Origin of the sequence: Methylocapsa polymorpha (genome assembly GCF_045689225.1) — a bacterium.
GTDB lineage: Bacteria > Pseudomonadota > Alphaproteobacteria > Rhizobiales > Beijerinckiaceae > Methylocapsa > Methylocapsa polymorpha.
Genome location: NZ_CP136862.1, coordinates 778,926 through 795,828 on the forward strand (window position 1 = coordinate 778,926; position 16,903 = coordinate 795,828).

Below are 16,903 nucleotides of genomic sequence, written 5' to 3' on the forward strand. Positions count from 1 at the left end.
AGACCGGATTTGATTGCAGCCGTCCGCCTCCGCATCCTAATATGCTCGCCGCGCGAGGCCGCTCATGCGCGTTGGCAGTTCCCGCCTAGGCCGAGGTCGCAATCCAAGGATCGCGGCAGAGCCTCGCCGCCATTGTCACCGTCAAGGAGAATGTCCAAGCGCCGCCGGCTGGTCGGTTCGAGACTTCGCCGCGTCGATCTGGCGCTCGCGAGCCAGAATGGATAATTTCCGAAACGAAAATCGCGCCGGAGGAAGTCCCATGTCCTGGTCCTTGACGATCGGCCGCTTCGGCGCGACGACCCTCCGCGTGCATCTCACCTTCTTTCTGCTCCTCGCCTGGATCGGGGTCAGCGCCTGGCTGAAGGGAGGGGCGCCCGCCGCGCGCGACAGCGTGCTCTTCATCGCGCTCATCTTCGGCTGCGTCGTGCTTCACGAATTCGGCCACATCCTCATGGCGCGCCGCTTCGGCATCGAGACCCCGGAGGTGATCCTGCTTCCTATCGGCGGCGTGGCGCTGATGCCGCGCATGCCGGAGAAGCCCGCGCAGGAGCTCGCGGTTGCGGTTGCGGGACCGATGGTGAACGTCGTCATCGCCTTCCTCCTGTTTCTCGTTCTCGGCGCGATTCATCCCGACAATTTGGCGAGGATCGACGATCCGCGCGTGTCGCTTCTTGCGCGGCTCGCCGCCGCCAATGTTTTCCTGGTCCTTTTCAACATGATCCCCGCCTTCCCGATGGACGGCGGCCGCGTCCTGCGCGCGCTGCTCGCCATGAAACTCGGGGGCGTCAGAGCGACGCAGGTCGCAGCCTCCATCGGGCAGGCCTTCGCGTTTGCGCTCGGCTTTCTCGGCCTCTTCGGCAATCCGCTCCTGATCTTCATCGCGATCTTTGTTTATATGGCCGCTGCGGGAGAGGCGCAGATGACGGCCTTCGACGAAGCGGCGCATGGGCTTTCCGTCGCCGACGCAATGGAGACGCGCTTCAATGCGATCCCCGTCGAAGCGAACCTGGCCGCGGCGATCGAGACGCTGCTCGCGACCGCACAGCACGAATTCCCGGTCGTCGACGCTTTTGGGAAGCCGATCGGCCTCATTGTGCGGGAGGACATGCTCTCGGCCCTGAAGAATTACGACCGCGAGGCCCCGATCGCCACATTCATGCGCGCGCCAATTGAGACCGTGCGGAACTCAACCCCGCTCAAGGCCGTGCTCGATCGGCTCCGAGGACCGCGAGCCGCGGTTCTGGCCGTCACCGATCCCAACGGGCTCCTCGTCGGTCTCCTCACCCGCCAGAACCTTGCCGAGATGATGATCATCAAGAGCATGCGACCCGACTGGCGCTTCGGTCGAGGCTGAAGAGCATGGCGCGCTTAATTGCAAGGCTACGATCGGGCGGAGGTTCGCGCCGGCCGCCACATTGATTGTTCAACGGCGACGGCGGTCAACAAGCTCGCAAGGGAGCAAACTCGCCGCGAACTGGAGCTTCTGGCGGACGGTCAAAGCAGCGAACAGCCAGGGGCAAGTTCCACGCGTCACTATACCAACAGCGAGCTCCCAAGCGGAAGTGAACTGTAATGGAAATTGTAATTGCTTCTGCGCCTCCCCCAGGGCTCGAAAATCAACTTCGGTCGTGGATGACGCAGTATCCGCGTTCGAGGCAGCTCTTCGCCGAAGGCGCGCCGCTCGCAACAATTTTCCGTTATTGCGGCCTCGCTCTCTGGTCGGACAAGCGTTTCAACGAAGCCACCAGCGCGCTTTCTACAGCGACAAGGCTCGCGCCGAATGAGCCGACCAATTTGGCCGAGCTTGGCGGCGCTTTGCGCGCTGCTGGCAAACTTGCCGACGCGCGCGACGTTTTAGTCGCGTCTTTAGCGCTTGATCGAGATCAATTGCAAACATGGCTCATTCTCGCGGGCGTCGAAAACGAAATCGGCGATAAAGCCGCGGCCGAAAATGCCTTCCTTGAAGCGCTCCGCATCGATGCGTCCTCCGCGGAGGCTTTGACCGGGCTCGGTCTGCTACATTTCGAGTTGCGTCGCTTTAGAAGCTCGGCCGACTTATTGAGCAGAGCTTTGAGTGAGAGCGTCGTATCTATGGCCATTTACGCTTGTCTCGGCCAAGCTTTGTATCTTCTGGGCGACTTTTTGCCAGCCTCCATCGCCCTTGAAAAGGCTGCGCAAGCTTGTCCGCACGAGACGCTAATTATACAAAAATTCGCCCGCGCCCGCATGATCGCGACATTGATCGACAATTCCGCCAAGCAGGCAATAGAAGTATATCGTTCTATTGCCGGCGACCGAGCCGAGGATATCACAATTGTATGCCGCGAAGCATTCCAAGCGCTCATCGGGTTTGGACGCCGCGAAGCGGCTGTGCGCCTAGGAAGGATGCTGCTCGAGCAAGATCCGGACGATCCGATTATAAGCTATCACTTTGAGGTTCTTGTCGGGCATGTTCATTCGCGCGCTCCGAGCAGGTATTTAAAAGCAAGCTTTGATAGCTACGCGCCGCGTTTCGACAAACATCTCGTTGAGAATCTAAAATACAATGTTCCTGCAACATGCTGCGCGCTACTCACCGAAACTCATGAACGCTTCTCAAATGTTCTTGATCTCGGATGCGGGACAGGTTTGGCCGCAAAGTATCTTGTATCCTTTGGAGATAATCTTATTGGCGTCGATATTTCTCCGGGCATGTTGGAGAAAGCAAAGGAACGCGGTCTATATCAGCATCTCGTTCAAAGCGAGGCGATCGAATATCTCACAAATTGCGATCGGCAATTTGAGCTGATCATTGCGCTGGACGTTCTGGTCTATTTTGGTGACCTAGCTCAATTATTCGAGTCTGTGGGGAAACGCCTTTTACCTGGTGGAATATTCGCCCTCAGTTTCGAAACTGGAAATCACGATGGGTACGAGTTGCTCTCTTCGGGACGATTCTCGCATAACCCCGCCTATATCGAGGTCCTTTCCACGGAAGCCTTCAGCCCTCTCACAAGCGTTCCGACGACAATCCGCCTTGAAGCCAACATTCCGGTCGAAGGATTTGTAGTCCTATTGCGACGCAGTTGATCAGCGGTCAAAGGTATCGCCCACACCTTCGTTGGCAGTTTCTTGGTCGGCGACCCGAACAAGCTCTACAGCCCGTTCTGGAGCGCTTCCCGATCAGATAGAATCATCTGATCGAAAAGGAATCACTCTAATTCAAAGAGTTGGAGCATGTTCTGATCGAAAAAGTCGATCAACTTTTTCGGAACATGCTCTAGGACCTAAGCAGCCCCCATAAACCGGGCCCTCGGCATCGTCCCCCCAGCACAGCCAGACCATCAAAACCGGGGATCGAACACTTTATTCCTGGCGAAAGAACGAACGACATTCGACCGCGGGCGCACGGAGCCCTCGGCCATTATGACCACGCTCTCCCGCGGCCGAAAGCCGGGGACTGGCCCGGCTTTGGCGCGGAAAGCGACAAAGGCCTTACGCCCTTGCCTCATTTCCCAAGAAGACGGATCTGGCCGATCGTCGCGAGCGGACGCGCCGGCGCCGCTTCGGCGCTTACCGCTTCCTCAACGCCCTGGGGATGTAGCTCCACCTTGACGTCGCCGCCGCTCCATATGCCGAGCTCACGCTGGTGCGCGAGCACGCGGCCGACATCGAGCGTGGTGCGCGCATCCGAAACCTCACGAGTCTCGCCCTGGGCATGGCCCAAGGCGAAAAAGGTGATATTGCCGGCGTAATAGGGTCCCTCGGGGTCCGTCGGCGCGTCGGCAGGCCGGTTTAGATAGACCTCGTAATACACCCCGATCGGGTATCGGTAATTGATTCCATCGAAGGAGAGGACGGTCGGTCCCGCGCCCGGTCCGCCCACCGCGGCTTCGGGGGTCGGACCGCCGACTGGATGGAGGGTGACGGCGGCGTCCTTCGGGCCAAGAGCAAGCGCAGACGCAGCTTGAGGCTGCGCGGCTAAAACCCGGCTTGGCGCGGCCTCGCTCGTTGCGGCCTCCGGCGTCGCGGACTCTTGGGCTGCGGCGATCTCGCTTGGCAGATCGTCATAAGTATAATGCAGTTGGCGCACAAAGTCGGTGACCTCGGCCCCCGTCAACGTCACTTTCTGCGCTTTTTCATTGTAGAATGTAAACTTGGTGTCGTACCAGGCTTTTTCCGATTTGGAGGGATTGCTGCGGCCTTGGTCCGAAGCAATCCAATGCGCCCAGAGTCGATCTATATTGCAATGATGCAGCCAAAAGATCGGATCGCGCGCCGCCAGATTCGGGTCAGACATCCACCCATTGCCGCCGACGATGACATGAATGATGTCATGCGGCTGCGATTCCAGGAGCCCATGCGGACCGGAGAAATGTATGGGAGCCGCGACCCTTTGGCCGCCGAAACTCGATCCTGAACCGGTCGGGGAATCAAAGACGGTTGACGCGAGCGCTGTCGTCGCGCTGGTCTGGCTCGCGGTCAGCTGGCCGCCTGCATTGATGCTCGGTCGCCGTTCTGAAACAAAGAGCGGATTGGCGCTCGTGGCGGGTTGACGAAATATCTCCGGCAGGCTGCGTTCCGTAGACTTCGAGTAGTTCCAATAAGGAAGAGCAAACGCGTTGTCCTCGCTGGCGCTACGAAGAATACGCTCAAAAAAGTAAAGATACATGCGATGCCAGGACAGGAAGAAGAAACTGCCGTGCTGGCAGGTTCCCCATACGTCCGCAAACTGGGGCGGCGTCGGATCGTAGGTGCCGTGGATGTTGGCCTGGAAAAGCCAGCTCGTCGGGTCGGTCGCAGGTCGCGACTTCATGGCGGCGACCCCTTTGTGCAAAGCCTTCAACTCGGTCCCGCCGCTGGGTAGGCTGGAAATATCGCGCCTCACATACGTCGCCGGACCGGTCTGCGCCAAAACGTTCCCGCCTGCCGTCACGAGCAAGCTTGTGCTCACCGCCGCATTTTTGATGATCTGTCTGCGTGTCAGCATAGTTCCCTCCCAAGAATAAATTGCAGTGGTAATCCGCACCTCGATGCAAAGACGCGCGCAACCGCTTTAGGCGGCGCATGCCGAAGCCTAATGATTGAGGCGCAGTTCGCTCTCCGCCTTGCGACGAAAATTCAGTGAAGGCTGCTAACCAGTCCGCCTATGCCGTCAGGCAATACGATCTCAACATTCTGCATCATGCCCTGATCTTCGTGATCCAGGATATGACAGTGCAGCACATATTCGCCGATGTAACGTTGGTAGCGGGTTCGAACCTTGATCGTATAGACGGAACTCGGAAGCTTTGCCGGAAAATCGGCTGGGTTCGAGATCAAATTCTTGACCCAGAGCGTATCCTTCCATACGCCCTTCAGACCTGGATATTGCGGATCAATCTGACCGCCGCCGTTGTCGACAGCTCCCGGCGCGCTCACGTCATGCCCGTTAGGATCGATAATTTCGACGATCTGGAACGGATTGACATGAATGTGGAACGGATGGCTGACAAATCCTGATTGCAGCGTCCACTCATCGACGCCCCCAAGCCGCAACGTTCGATCCACCCGATTGGGATCATAGGGAAGCGGCTTGAACGCGTTCGAATCGAAATTTTTCGGATCGATCGATTTATTGCCAACCTCGAACTTCACATTGCCGTTTTGCGGCACATCGATGAAGAATACGAGCTCTTGCTTGCCGGTCAGTTCGCCATCTTCAATGTCCGGATGGGGCACAAAACTTGTGAGCTTCAACCCATCCTTCAGATCCGCGACGACTTTGCCGCGGACGGGCTGCGCCAACGTCCGTTCAGCCACAGAGATCAACGCTTCTGTCAAATAAGAGCCAATATTGGAAACTGTCGCCCCCGGCGCGACTTCGACCGTGCCTAGCAATTGCCGGCTGACGGCTTGGCGGCTGACGCTGCCCGCGGCCGGCGCCGATTCATTGGTGACGCAATAGTCCCCGGACTCGGGAAAGACCACAAGAGCATCATACCGGTAGCCGGGCTGTAGAGTTGTGAGGGTCCCTGGATGCGCTTTAGCCATCGTTAGCCCGTCGGCTGCAATTTGATGGTAGGCCAGAGGATCGCCGGTGCAATACTCCGAGATGTAGCTTTCAAGCTCGGCGGGGCGCAGGGCGGCCGCAGAGGGCGCCCCCGGCTTTTTGCGACGAAACGCGAGGGTAATCGTGTCGCGCACACCGGCATGGATCAGGCGCCAGCGCTCGACGCGTCCGGCTCTGGCCTGAAAAACAGGCCGAACGAGCCCATTGATTGTTGTATAGCGCCCAGACTGATTCCAGGTGCCTGGCCCAAACTGGCCTTGACCGCTCGGATCGGAATAGAATTCGATTCCGCCAACATCGCCGGGATTGCAAACCCAGGCGACGACATTGCCAGAGCTATCCTTTTGGACCTTAATATCGCCCTTTGCATCGAGACATGCATATTGGATTTGCTGAAGGACGAGGATCCGTTCCTCCAGCGCGCTGAGATCCTGGTTTTTCAGGATTACATCGATGTCTCCATTTGTTTTTGGCGTCGGCGGACGCTCTCCACGCACGATGAGCGCGCCTGCCATGCCGCTGGAGACCTGCAAGGCAGTCGAGCCATGCCGATGCGAATGATACCAGAAGGTCCCTGAAGGATGATCCGCCGGTATGTTGTATTCATATTCGAAGTCGACGCCTGGGTTGATCGACAAGAGCACATTATCGCTATTTCCTGTCGGGCTGACCCAGAGGCCGTGCGCATGGAGATTGGTGCCGTTGAAGCAATGCGGCGCGTCGGGATTGGCGTCGTGCCCGAGGCAGCTCGGGTCAGCTGGCAACTTATTATGCAGCGTAATCCCGACGCGCTCGCCGGGCTTCACCTCGATCAACGGCGCGACATATGGGGCCTCAGGATTGGCGTCGGCGCCCGCATAGCTGCGCAACCGCACCTTGTCGAACCGGTTGGAGGCTGGGTTCCAAATCTTATTGTCGGTGTAGACAATGTTGAGATCGAGTTGCCGCTTGCCGGTCAAACCGAGCGCCGCTTGCGGAGCGATCAATTCCGTCTCGCGCGGCGGCGCGCTCGTGCTCTCCTCAAGGCGGGGTGGGTTGGCGAATATCAGGTTGGCAGTTTGCGCTGAGCAGTGCGCCGAGCTTCCGATGAAAACCAGAAGCGTCTCGACCCCGCGCCAAAACATGAATCGTAGCCGCGGCGATTGAAGCCGCGGGCGCTTGTTCCCGTCCCTCAACATATCGCTCCCCCGTAAGACGATTTTTTTTAAAGTCGACGAATCCGCGCGGCCTTTCCCCTAGGTAGAATAACGCGGCCTAAATAGCTGAACGATTGGCGAGCGCTGCGGGTTCCATTGAATCACGAGACAGCGAAACGAATGCCAATGATATATCGTCATGCACTTGAATCTTTTACCCGCTATGTTACGCCATGATGACCTAACGGCGCCACGTTTGTTCAATCCACGGCCAGCATCATTGATTGATGAGAATATCGTAACTCATGGCCAAATGCACGCAACGATAGATTGTAGCGCGCGACGCAAATATGACTGTCGTTGCATTTATGATTCGACTGGGGCGATGCACACCATAATTCGTTGATTCAATTGCTTGCTGTGGTTGATCAAATACCGCCGCCAGAGCTAACACCTAAAACGGAGCGCCCCGTACCCAGACCGTTTGCTCCACAATTCGGGCCGCAAGTCCTTCCCGTTCAGCCGCGGCCGCCCCGCATTCTAGCATTCGGCATGTTGCGACGGCAGCGGGCACCGATCTTATCGGCTAGGCGCATCGAGAGTCCGATAGGCTATCGCAACCTACAATCTTCCCGATCATCGCCCTCCCTGTGCTCAACCTCAAGACTCCAAAAACAGCAAATCCGGCGATGATGCGCAACTTCGGGGATACGCTCCCGCCAACACCCTCTATCTGAGTGATTCCATTTAGCGCCAAATAGACCAATAAGTGACCAGAGAAACGCAACCGGAAATGTAATCGCTCACCAATGGCGCGCGCTGCATGTATAGGGCCTTACCGAACGGCTGCTCGGTAGGTTGCGGCGCCAACCCGGTCAGGGCGTATGCGCGATGCTACCGCTTGGAACGACACGGCGTCGGCGCCATCGGTCAAAATTTCGGTTGTTCCCGGGCCAAATTTGTAATAGGAAACTATCGATAACTATCATCATTGAATATTATTTATTTCACAAGGGAATTGAATGACTGGACGATCATCAACCCGATATTCGCTCGCCGTCCTCGCGTTGCAAGCCTTATGGATTGCGCAGCCCGCATTGGCCCAGGTTCCGCTCCCGAGTGATCTCATCAGCCCCGAGGTGCCGCACGATGTGCCCACCGGGTCGGGGGCCAGCATTCAAGACTTGGCCATCTTTGCTTGGCGTGAGTTCATCGCCCTGAATTGGACTGCGCTGGATCCGGCGACCACCGGAACGCGCGGACGATCCAACGTCAACGCCGACTTCCTGACCATCAAGGCCGACAGCGCCAGCAACTACCCGCTGCTTGTTTGGCAGACCTACCGGCACAAGAATGAACTGTTCCCGGCAGGCGGGCAGACCGACCCGAGCTTCGACTCGCGCGCGCCGTCTTACAAGTATACCGGTCCCCCAATCACGGCGGCCAACAATGCGACGCTCGACATCTTCAATAATCTCGACGAATCAAGCGAGATCGGCCTGTGCAACATGTTTGCGCACAAGAACATTCGCCTCGTCTACGAGGCGAAAGTAAGTCGCGCCGTCTTTGACTACGCCAATAAAAACGGCCTTACGAAATGCGACAGTCTCGGGAACTGTTCGACGCTTAACGCCGCCTTGACGAAGACAAAAGGCAACCTTGCTCAATACGGCGGAATATGCGGCTTCGATTCGTCCATCGTCTCGCTGCCGTGCGGCGACGCCAAGGTGAACGGCGACGCTGGAGAGGGCGCTATCGAGATCAAAGCGGCATGGCGCCGGTTGACTGACGTCGAGACAAAGAGCGGCCGCTTCTACACACGCAAGGTGATCTACTACACTGGCCAGCAGTTCGTCAATCAGCAGTACAACAATGCGGTCTTCGGCCTCGTCGCTCTGCACATCATCCACAAAACGAAGTCGTTCCCGACTTTCGTATTTGCGAGCTGGGAGCAGGTCGACGACTTCGACGACGCAAACAACATCAACGCGGAAGATCTAAGATTCGAGAACACTGGCACCAACCTCCCGAACATCCCGGTGACCCGCGCGCACCCGATCCATTCGCAGATTCCGCCGGTCAACGACGCGGTTCACGCGGCTTTCAAGGCCAAGGACCCCGCGACGGTCTGGCAGTACTACAAGCTCGTCGGGGTCCAGGCGACGCCGATCGATGGACCGCCCGCGTCTCCGGCCTCGTCAGACACGTATAGCTACTATTATCTCGCCAATATCGTGGTTGAGACCAATCAGACGCTTCAGAATTTCTTTGGAGCCGCGCCCAACGGCGTCACGGTTCCGTTTAAGAACGTCTACCTTAATGGCGCCCCAGGAAGCCCGTTCCAAATGGGCGGCTGCCAGGGCTGTCATGGCACGCAGGGGCAATCGATCGGCGGCGATATGAGCCGTCTCATCGGCGCCGCGCCTTCCAATTCGACGGCGCCGCCGGAGTCGATCGACGCCGATGAAGCAGCCTCCCTGCGATCCTTTATAGAACGTTCGGCGGCGGTGAGCCGGCGCTGACCGCGAAGCTCATTTCCGATCCATCCAGTGAGCGACATAATTCATGGCGAGGAGAAGGCTCTGATGGCCAAAATTGTTTTCACAACGTTCGCTGAAGTTCAGACTGCGCTGCAGACATTCGTAACGAACAACAACATTCCTATTAGCGGGGCTCCGCATGGCGTCATGTGGGAAAAAGGGGGAAGCACCCCCGACGAGAAGTACCAATATTTCGTCACCAAAGATGCGATCCCCGGCTTTCCGATCCTTACCAAGGGGAGCGGCAAGACATCCAACATCATCCTCGCGCTGTCCGGAAAGGCGCCGTTCGACGGCAGCACCTTTCCACAAATGCCGCCCGGTGGACCGTACCTCGCCACGGACATCGTCGAGGCGATCTCCGCCTGGATCGACGCCGGCGCCAAGCAATAGCCGCCAACGGCGCGCTTAAGGCGCAGCGGCCCGCTGCGCCCTAACTCTTCGCGGCGGCGCCGAATTAGGGATGCGACGCCGCCCGCGCCGGCAGTCCGGCTTGATCTGCGGCAAAATGGCGTTGCCGCTTATCGTGGGCGAACGCGCCAACAACCTTCGCTGTCCCTACCTCCGGCGGAATGGCCGAAAAGCCGCGCGAACTCGGCGCCGCGACGGGTCCGGCGTGCAGCCGGAGTAGCTGCCGCCGAAAGCTTTCCGACAAATAGCTTCCGCATACATCCTCGTTGCGACATCGTCGGCGTCCACCCGCAGCTTGAAGATCATCGGCGCCCCTTGGACCGCTCTGCAGTTGCGGACACGCCAGCTGCGCCGCTAAATCGAGAGCGCGCCGCAGCCGAGACAGGCTGCCATTCCCTTCCCAAAAGCCGACGCGGACCCAGCGATTATCCCCGAAGTTCGTCCTGCTGCCGACCTTCAGCCCCGGGCCCAACACCAATTCGCCATCTTTCACATGCCCCATTTGCACGCTAAGAGCCGGCCGAGAAAGCCCGAGCACGGAAAGTCGCGAAGATCCATTTGGATCGAAATTCGGCGGCAGACGCCGAGATCGCCCGGAGCTATAACGTAAGCTAACAATTTCGCGCTGACGAGCGTCAGCTATGGCGAAGAGGAAACAAATGGCCAAGGCAGCAACACCAAAGGTCGAGCATATTACCCGCGCCCCGGCTTTAGCCGATGCAGGGGGCGCTGCAAGGCGTGACGCGCAGCTGCGCGCGAATCTCGCCGCTTATCACATTCAAGCTGCGGCGGTTCTTGCGAGGCAGGCTCACCGTATAGAGTCCGAGAATGCGGAGCGCGCCTTCGACAAGGAATGCAATCCGATCTTTTGGAGCGTCTCCGCTTCGGTGATCATGGCGTGGGCGGCTCTTGAAGCCAATATCAACCACCTGGTTAAGACCTTTGAAGATGAAAACGCCCACAATGTGGGCCTAGTCGAGCGTTGCGCCTTTCTCTATCGGGAGCCAGTCGCCGCCAAATACGAAGGACTGGCGAAACTCAAAGAATGCGAGCTCAAAGAAACCAGCAATATATTTATTAGCTTCGCAGCGCTCGGCGACTTTCGAGACGCCCTCGCCGATTTTCAGCCGGAGTGGCATGACGAAGAGGGGAGACACGCGGAGCTGTGCCAAGAAATGCGCGAAATTCTTAAGCCAGTCGTCGGAATGCCGGCCGATGCTATATTTCCGTTTTGTCACCTGAGTTATGAATGCGCGAAATGGGCGGTCGTTACGGCGACCGGCGTTTCCGCGCATTACGCAACCTTGATCGGCGCCAAAGACCAACTTGCTGCGTCCTGGCTCGATCTGGAGTTGCCATGAAGGAAACCGGGCGCGGGGACGCCGCTTTCCTCGCGGAGCGCGGCGCTGGAGCTCTGCTCAGCGCTCCTTAATTCGTACTTGCAGCATCAGGCGTTCGACATCTTTTCGCACGCAAAGTCCTGTTCCCGAGCCCAGAAGCGCCCCAGCCCCGGCGGCGACAGCCATGCGCAGCGCCTCCGCCATCGGGAGGGCTTGCGTAAAGCTCTGAATCAACGCGGCCAGGAAGCTGTCGCCGGCGCCAATGGTGGTCGCCGCGTCGATCGGCAGCGCCTCAGCCCGCAGCGTGGCCTCGCGCGTCACCAGCAGCGCGCCGCACTCACCGAGCGTCAGAGCGATGATGCAGGCCGCGTCCGCGGCGACCAGCTGACGGCAAGCCTCAATCCAGGAAGCCTCGGTGTCCAATTTCCGACCGGTCAGGTGACGGAGCTCGCTTAGGCTTGGCTTGGCCAGATAGACGCCTTCGTCCAAGGCCGCGCGAAGCGCTGGTCCGGAGCTGTCGACGACAAACCGAGCGCCTGCCCGCTTCGCGTCTCTGGCCAAGCGCGCATAGACGTTCTCCGGCGCGCCTGGCGGCAGACTGCCGCTGCAGACGACATATTTCGCCGCGCGCGATCCCGAGACGACGGCGCTACGGCAGCGTCGCCAAGCCGATTGGCTGAGCGGTGGCCCAGGCAACACGAACCTGTACTGCTGCTTCGTTTCCACCTCGAAAACGTGAACGTTCTCGCGCGTGTCCTGGCGGGTGAGGATGACGTGGCTCGCGACCCTTTCGTGCCGAAGAAGCTGCTGCAGCATCGCGCCGGACGGTCCTCCAGCAGGAAAGACAGCAGTCACGTCGCCGCCCAACCGATTGATCACTCGGGCGACGTTCACGCCGCCGCCGCCCGGATCGCGCCGGAGCCCCTCGCAACGCAGCTTGTGGCCTGGGATCAGCCTGTTCACCGATGTGGAGAGATCCAGCGCCGGGTTGAGCGTTAAGGTGACAATGTCGGTCATGCCGGCTCTGGTTCACGCTTTCGAAGTCAGTGCAAGGAGACGCTCAGGAGCAGGTGCGGTTTAGGCGGCGAGAACCGGGGTCCAGATTTCGAGCGTCCCGTCATCTTTGATGCGAAGCCTTGCGCGTTTGAACGGACCTCCTGAGCCCCACGAAGGGCCTGATCGGATCCTGCGCAGATCGTCCTATGGGCCGCGCAAACTCCCTGCTCGGCCATCACTTCCGCGAGGTCTCGCAAGCTGAGCTCGAACAGCAAACATTGGTGGACGCCGAGGATGATGATCTCCAGGTCGAAACGACGGCCCTTGTAAAGATCATCCTGCATCCGGGTTCATTTCCTCAAACGGCGAGTTTGGGCGAATATGCCCCGCTTCAGCCGTTTGCGCCAGAGCCAGCGCCGCCAGCCATCTCTCGGCTATCTCTTGGCTGACCCTTGCCTCACGGCATGCGCGCCTTACGCCTTCTGCGACCGCGCGAGAATGGACTATGATGGACGCCGCGACCGTATCACGCTCTAAGCTTAAGCTTGGGACGCATCCCGTCCAGAGAGGGCCCTGAATGTCTCTTTGCAAGCCCGCCGCCGTTCTTTTGGCGTCTGTTCTCGTCGCCGGCGCTTTTCCTGCGCCCCGATCGGCGGGACTATCCTCGGGAGGGGGCCCGTTTATTTCCGACGCGCGGGCCGAACCGGCGGCGCAAAGCCCCAGAGCGCGAGCCCAAGCGGCGGTGCAGACCCTGATCGCTCGTCTGCGCGGCCGCACCATGCCCGACGGGATCGTGAAATCGAATGGACGAATCGAAGCGACGCAGGTGGACGTCGCGGCGAAATACGCCGGCCGGCTCGCGACGCTGACCGTGGATGAAGGCGACGAGGTGACAGCGGGACAGGTCGTCGGCACGATCTCTTCGCCGGAAATCGAAGCCCAGCTTGCGGGCGCGCAGGCTCAGGTGCTGGGCTCAAAGAAGGCGCTGTCGGCGGCCGAAGCGCTCATCGCCCAACGCAGCAGCGACTTGACCTTCGCAAAAACCGATCTGGAACGTGGGAAGAGCCTTCTAGAGCGAGGGAACATAACCCAACAGGTTGTCGACCAGCGCCGTAACAGGTTCGAAAACGCCGAGGCCGGATACCGCGCGGCCACCGACCAGCGCGATCAGGCCCAGTTCGCGATCAAGTCGGCCGAGGCCGACGTCCAGCGGCTCGAAGCGATTTTGGTCGATCAAGTGCTCGTCTCCCCGAGAAACGGACGCGTGCAATACAGGCTCGCCCGCGCCGGGGAAGTGGTCGTACCGGGCCAGCGCGTGCTGACGATCCTCGATCTGAACGATGTCTACATGACGATCTACCTGCCAGCGACCGACGTGGGCAAGCTCGCCCTCGGCGACGAGGCCCGCATCATCGCGGATCCCATTCCCGAATATGTCATCCCCGCAACGGTTGGATTCGTCGCGACCGATGCGCAGTTCACGCCAAAGAGCGTCGAAACCGCCGATGAGCGTCAGAAGCTGATGTTTCGAGTCAAGCTCCAGGTGAACCCCAAGGTTCTGGAGCGTTACCACCAGCAGGTGAAGACGGGCGTTCGCGGCATCGGCTTCGCCCGCACCAGCCCCTCGATCGCATGGCCGGACGACCTCGTGGTGAAGCTTCCTCAATGACCGATCCCGTCATCGCCCGGCTCGAGCGCGTAACGCACCGATACGGGACCATCAACGCACTCGACGACGTGACCATCGACATCCCCGCGCGCTGCATGGTGGGGCTCATCGGGCCGGATGGCGTCGGCAAATCCACGCTGCTCGCGCTTGTGTCCGGCGTGCGCAAGATCCAAAGCGGCCAAGTGACCGTCTTCGACGGAAACATGGCGGACGCCGCCTTTCGCACGGCAAATTGCGCCCGCATCGCCTACATGCCGCAAGGGCTCGGCCGCAATCTCTATCCGACGCTCACCGTTTTCGAGAATATCGATTTTTTCGGCCGTCTGTTCGGCCAGTCCGCCGCCGAACGCCACGCGCGCATCGACGAACTCTTGAAGGCGACGGCGCTTGATCCGTTCGAAGATCGCCCAGCTGGCAAATTGTCCGGCGGCATGAAGCAGAAACTCAGCCTCTGCTGCGCCTTGATCCATGACCCGGACCTGCTCATTCTCGACGAGCCGACGACCGGCGTCGATCCGCTCTCGCGCGGACAGTTCTGGGACCTTATCAATTCGATCAGGACGCGGCGTCCGCGGATGAGCGTCATCGTGGCGACCGCCTATATGGACGAGGCCGAACGCTTCGACTGGCTCGCCGCCATGGACGACGGCAAGGTGATCGCTCGCGGCGCGCCGAAGGAAATCCTCGCCCAAGCTAATGAGACGTCGCTCGAAGGCGCCTTCATCGCCCTTCTTCCGCAAGAGAAGCGCGCGCAGCATCAGGAGGTGATCGTGCGGCCGCGCCCGGCCAGCGCTGACGAAATCCCCGCGATCGAGGCGGGAGGGCTGACCCGCCGCTTCGGCAATTTCGTCGCCGTGGACCACGTCAGTTTCCGCATTGGGCGGGGCGAAATTTTTGGCTTCCTCGGCTCGAACGGCTGCGGAAAAACCACCACCATGAAGATGCTGACGGGGCTTCTGCCGGCGACCGAAGGCTGGGCGAAGCTGTTCGGGAAGCCGATGGGCGCCGACAACATGCAGATGCGCCGCAATGTCGGCTATATGTCCCAGGCGTTTTCCCTCTACGGCGAACTCACAGTCCGGCAGAATCTCGATTTGCACGCGCATCTTTACCACTTGCCCGCCAAGGAGATCGAAGGCCGCGTTGAGGAGCTGTTGCAACGCTACGACCTGAAGCAAATGGAGGACGCGCGGCCGGAAAGCCTGCCGCTCGGCATCAAGCAGAGACTTCAGCTCGCGGTGGCGGTGCTGCACCGGCCGGCCATCCTCATCCTCGACGAGCCGACGTCCGGCGTCGATCCGATCGCGCGCGACGCCTTCTGGCGCACGCTGATCGACCTCTCGCGGGACGACGGCGTCACGATCTTCCTCTCGACCCATTTCATGAACGAGGCGGAGCGCTGCGACCGCATCTCGCTGATGCATGCGGGCAAGGTGCTTGCGGTGGGAGCGCCGCAGGACCTTGTGAAGGAACGCGGGAGCGATTCCCTCGAAGACGCCTTCATCAGCTATCTCGTCGATGCGGCGGGCGTCGACCGCCCGCAGAAGTCGGAGCCGCCAGCGCCTGACGCCGCGCCGGCGGCGGACGACCATGCAATTGTTTCGAAACGCTTCGATCCCGAGCGTCTCTGGGCTTACGCCCGGCGCGAAACCATGGAGTTGCTGCGCGACCCCATCCGGCTGGTCTTCGCTTTCGTTGGTCCTCTGGTCTTGATGATGGCCTTCGGCTACGGCATTTCCTTCGACGTCGAAAATCTGAAATATGCGGCCTTCGATGGGGACCAGACGCCGGAAAGCCGCACCCTGCTCGAAAGCTTCTCGGGTTCGCGATATTTCTCCGAACAGCCTCCCGTCAGCAGCACAGCGGAGATGGAGGCCCGGTTCAGAAGCGGCGAGCTGAGCCTCGTCATCGAAATACCGCCCGGTTTCGGCCGCGATCTCGAAAGTTTGCATCCGCCGGACATCGCCGTGTGGATCGACGGCTCCATGCCGTTCCGGGGTGAAACGGCGAGGGGCTATGTCAACGGACTCGCCTTGCTTTACGCGAAGGATCGCGCCGTGGAGCGGCTCGGCCCCAACGGCCTCTCCAACGTCTACCTTGGCGGCCTTAATATTGAAGATCGGTTCCGCTACAACCAATCCTTCAAGAGCGTCAACGCCATGGTCCCGAGCGTCATCGTGCTGATGCTGATCCTGGTCCCCGCCATCATGTCGGCCATTGCGGTGGTGCGCGAGAAGGAGACCGGCTCCATAGCCAATTTCCGCTCGACGCCCATCAGCAAATTCGAGTTTCTCTTCGGCAAGCAACTTCCCTCTGTCGCCGTGGGAATGGTGGCTTTCTCCCTCCTGGTGCTGATGGCGATCTTCGTGTTCAAGGTGCCGGTCAAGGGGTCTCCCGGCACGCTCGCGCTTGGAACCCTGCTCTATGTGTTCTCGACGACCGGCTTCGGCCAGCTTGTCTCGACCTTCACCCGCACGCAGGTCGCGGCCGTCTTCGCAACCTCCATCCTCGCCGTCATTCCGGCCGTGAACTTTTCTGGCCTGATCGTGCCGGTGTCCTCCTTGTCCGGCGAGGGGAGGTTTCTGGGCCTGACATTTCCCGCGGCCTGGTATCAGCCGATCAGCGTCGGCGCCTTTACGAAGGGGCTCGGCCTCTCCGATTTGTGGTTCGACCTCATTATCCTCGCGGTTTTCGCGCTCTTCTACCTCATCGCCGCGCTGATCGTGCTGCGGAAACAGGAGGCTTAAGATGTCCCCCAGGCGCCAAGAGGCGGCCTCGAA

Annotated in this window: 11 protein-coding genes; 8 read left to right on the forward strand and 3 right to left on the reverse strand. The window is 59.8% G+C overall.

What is annotated here, in order from left to right:
- The first annotated feature begins 259 nt into the window (after window positions 1–259).
- Together RZS28_RS03715 and RZS28_RS03720 are read left to right on the forward strand one after the other, a co-directional pair.
- Window positions 260–1,354: a site-2 protease family protein gene (locus RZS28_RS03715; RefSeq protein ID WP_407339861.1), complete on the forward strand. Its 1,095-nt coding sequence runs from the start codon at window positions 260–262 to the stop codon at window positions 1,352–1,354.
- A gap of 218 nt (window positions 1,355–1,572) precedes the next feature.
- The gene (locus RZS28_RS03720; RefSeq protein ID WP_407339862.1) at window positions 1,573–3,069 is read left to right on the forward strand and encodes a methyltransferase domain-containing protein; all 1,497 of its coding nucleotides are present in this window, start codon (window positions 1,573–1,575) and stop codon (window positions 3,067–3,069) included.
- 418 nt (window positions 3,070–3,487) lie between these two features.
- Here the strand turns inward: RZS28_RS03720 and RZS28_RS03725 are convergent, their stop codons facing one another.
- Window positions 3,488–4,969 (reverse strand): tyrosinase family protein, encoded by a 1,482-nt coding sequence (locus RZS28_RS03725; RefSeq protein ID WP_407339863.1) that lies wholly within the window; start codon window positions 4,967–4,969, stop codon window positions 3,488–3,490.
- A 131-nt stretch (window positions 4,970–5,100) separates the two neighbouring features.
- Entirely contained in the window at window positions 5,101–7,155 is a 2,055-nt protein-coding gene (locus RZS28_RS03730) for a multicopper oxidase family protein (protein WP_407339864.1), read from the reverse strand.
- Window positions 7,156–8,189: 1,034 nt separating this feature from the next.
- Between RZS28_RS03730 and RZS28_RS03735 the strand changes: the two genes are divergently transcribed.
- The 3 genes from RZS28_RS03735 (at window position 8,190) to RZS28_RS03745 (ending at window position 11,479) form a co-directional block, all read left to right on the forward strand.
- The gene (locus tag RZS28_RS03735; protein WP_407339865.1) at window positions 8,190–9,689 is read left to right on the forward strand and encodes a hypothetical protein; all 1,500 of its coding nucleotides are present in this window, start codon (window positions 8,190–8,192) and stop codon (window positions 9,687–9,689) included.
- 63 nt (window positions 9,690–9,752) lie between these two features.
- Window positions 9,753–10,100: a hypothetical protein gene (locus RZS28_RS03740; RefSeq protein WP_407339866.1), complete on the forward strand. Its 348-nt coding sequence runs from the start codon at window positions 9,753–9,755 to the stop codon at window positions 10,098–10,100.
- Window positions 10,101–10,777: 677 nt separating this feature from the next.
- A complete protein-coding gene (locus RZS28_RS03745; protein ID WP_407339867.1) occupies window positions 10,778–11,479 on the forward strand; it encodes a hypothetical protein in 702 nt (233 codons plus the stop codon).
- 57 nt (window positions 11,480–11,536) lie between these two features.
- On the opposite strand, the gene RZS28_RS03750 is transcribed toward RZS28_RS03745, so the two are convergent.
- Window positions 11,537–12,475, reverse strand: coding sequence for a 1-phosphofructokinase family hexose kinase (locus tag RZS28_RS03750; RefSeq protein WP_407339868.1), 939 nt, complete (start codon window positions 12,473–12,475; stop codon window positions 11,537–11,539).
- 185 nt (window positions 12,476–12,660) lie between these two features.
- Here RZS28_RS03750 and RZS28_RS03755 point away from each other — a divergent pair, with 185 nt between their 5' ends.
- The 3 genes from RZS28_RS03755 to rbbA all read left to right on the forward strand — a co-directional run bounded on the left by RZS28_RS03755 (window position 12,661) and on the right by rbbA (window position 16,870).
- Entirely contained in the window at window positions 12,661–12,903 is a 243-nt protein-coding gene (locus tag RZS28_RS03755) for a hypothetical protein (protein WP_407339869.1), read from the forward strand.
- Window positions 12,904–13,031: 128 nt separating this feature from the next.
- Window positions 13,032–14,123, forward strand: a complete 1,092-nt coding sequence (locus RZS28_RS03760; protein WP_407339870.1) for an HlyD family secretion protein — start codon at window positions 13,032–13,034, stop codon at window positions 14,121–14,123.
- Complete coding sequence (gene rbbA / locus RZS28_RS03765; protein ID WP_407339871.1) at window positions 14,120–16,870, forward strand: ribosome-associated ATPase/putative transporter RbbA; 2,751 nt, start codon at window positions 14,120–14,122, stop codon at window positions 16,868–16,870. The genes RZS28_RS03760 and rbbA overlap by 4 nt, the downstream gene beginning before the upstream one ends.
- The last annotated feature ends 33 nt before the right edge of the window (window positions 16,871–16,903 follow it).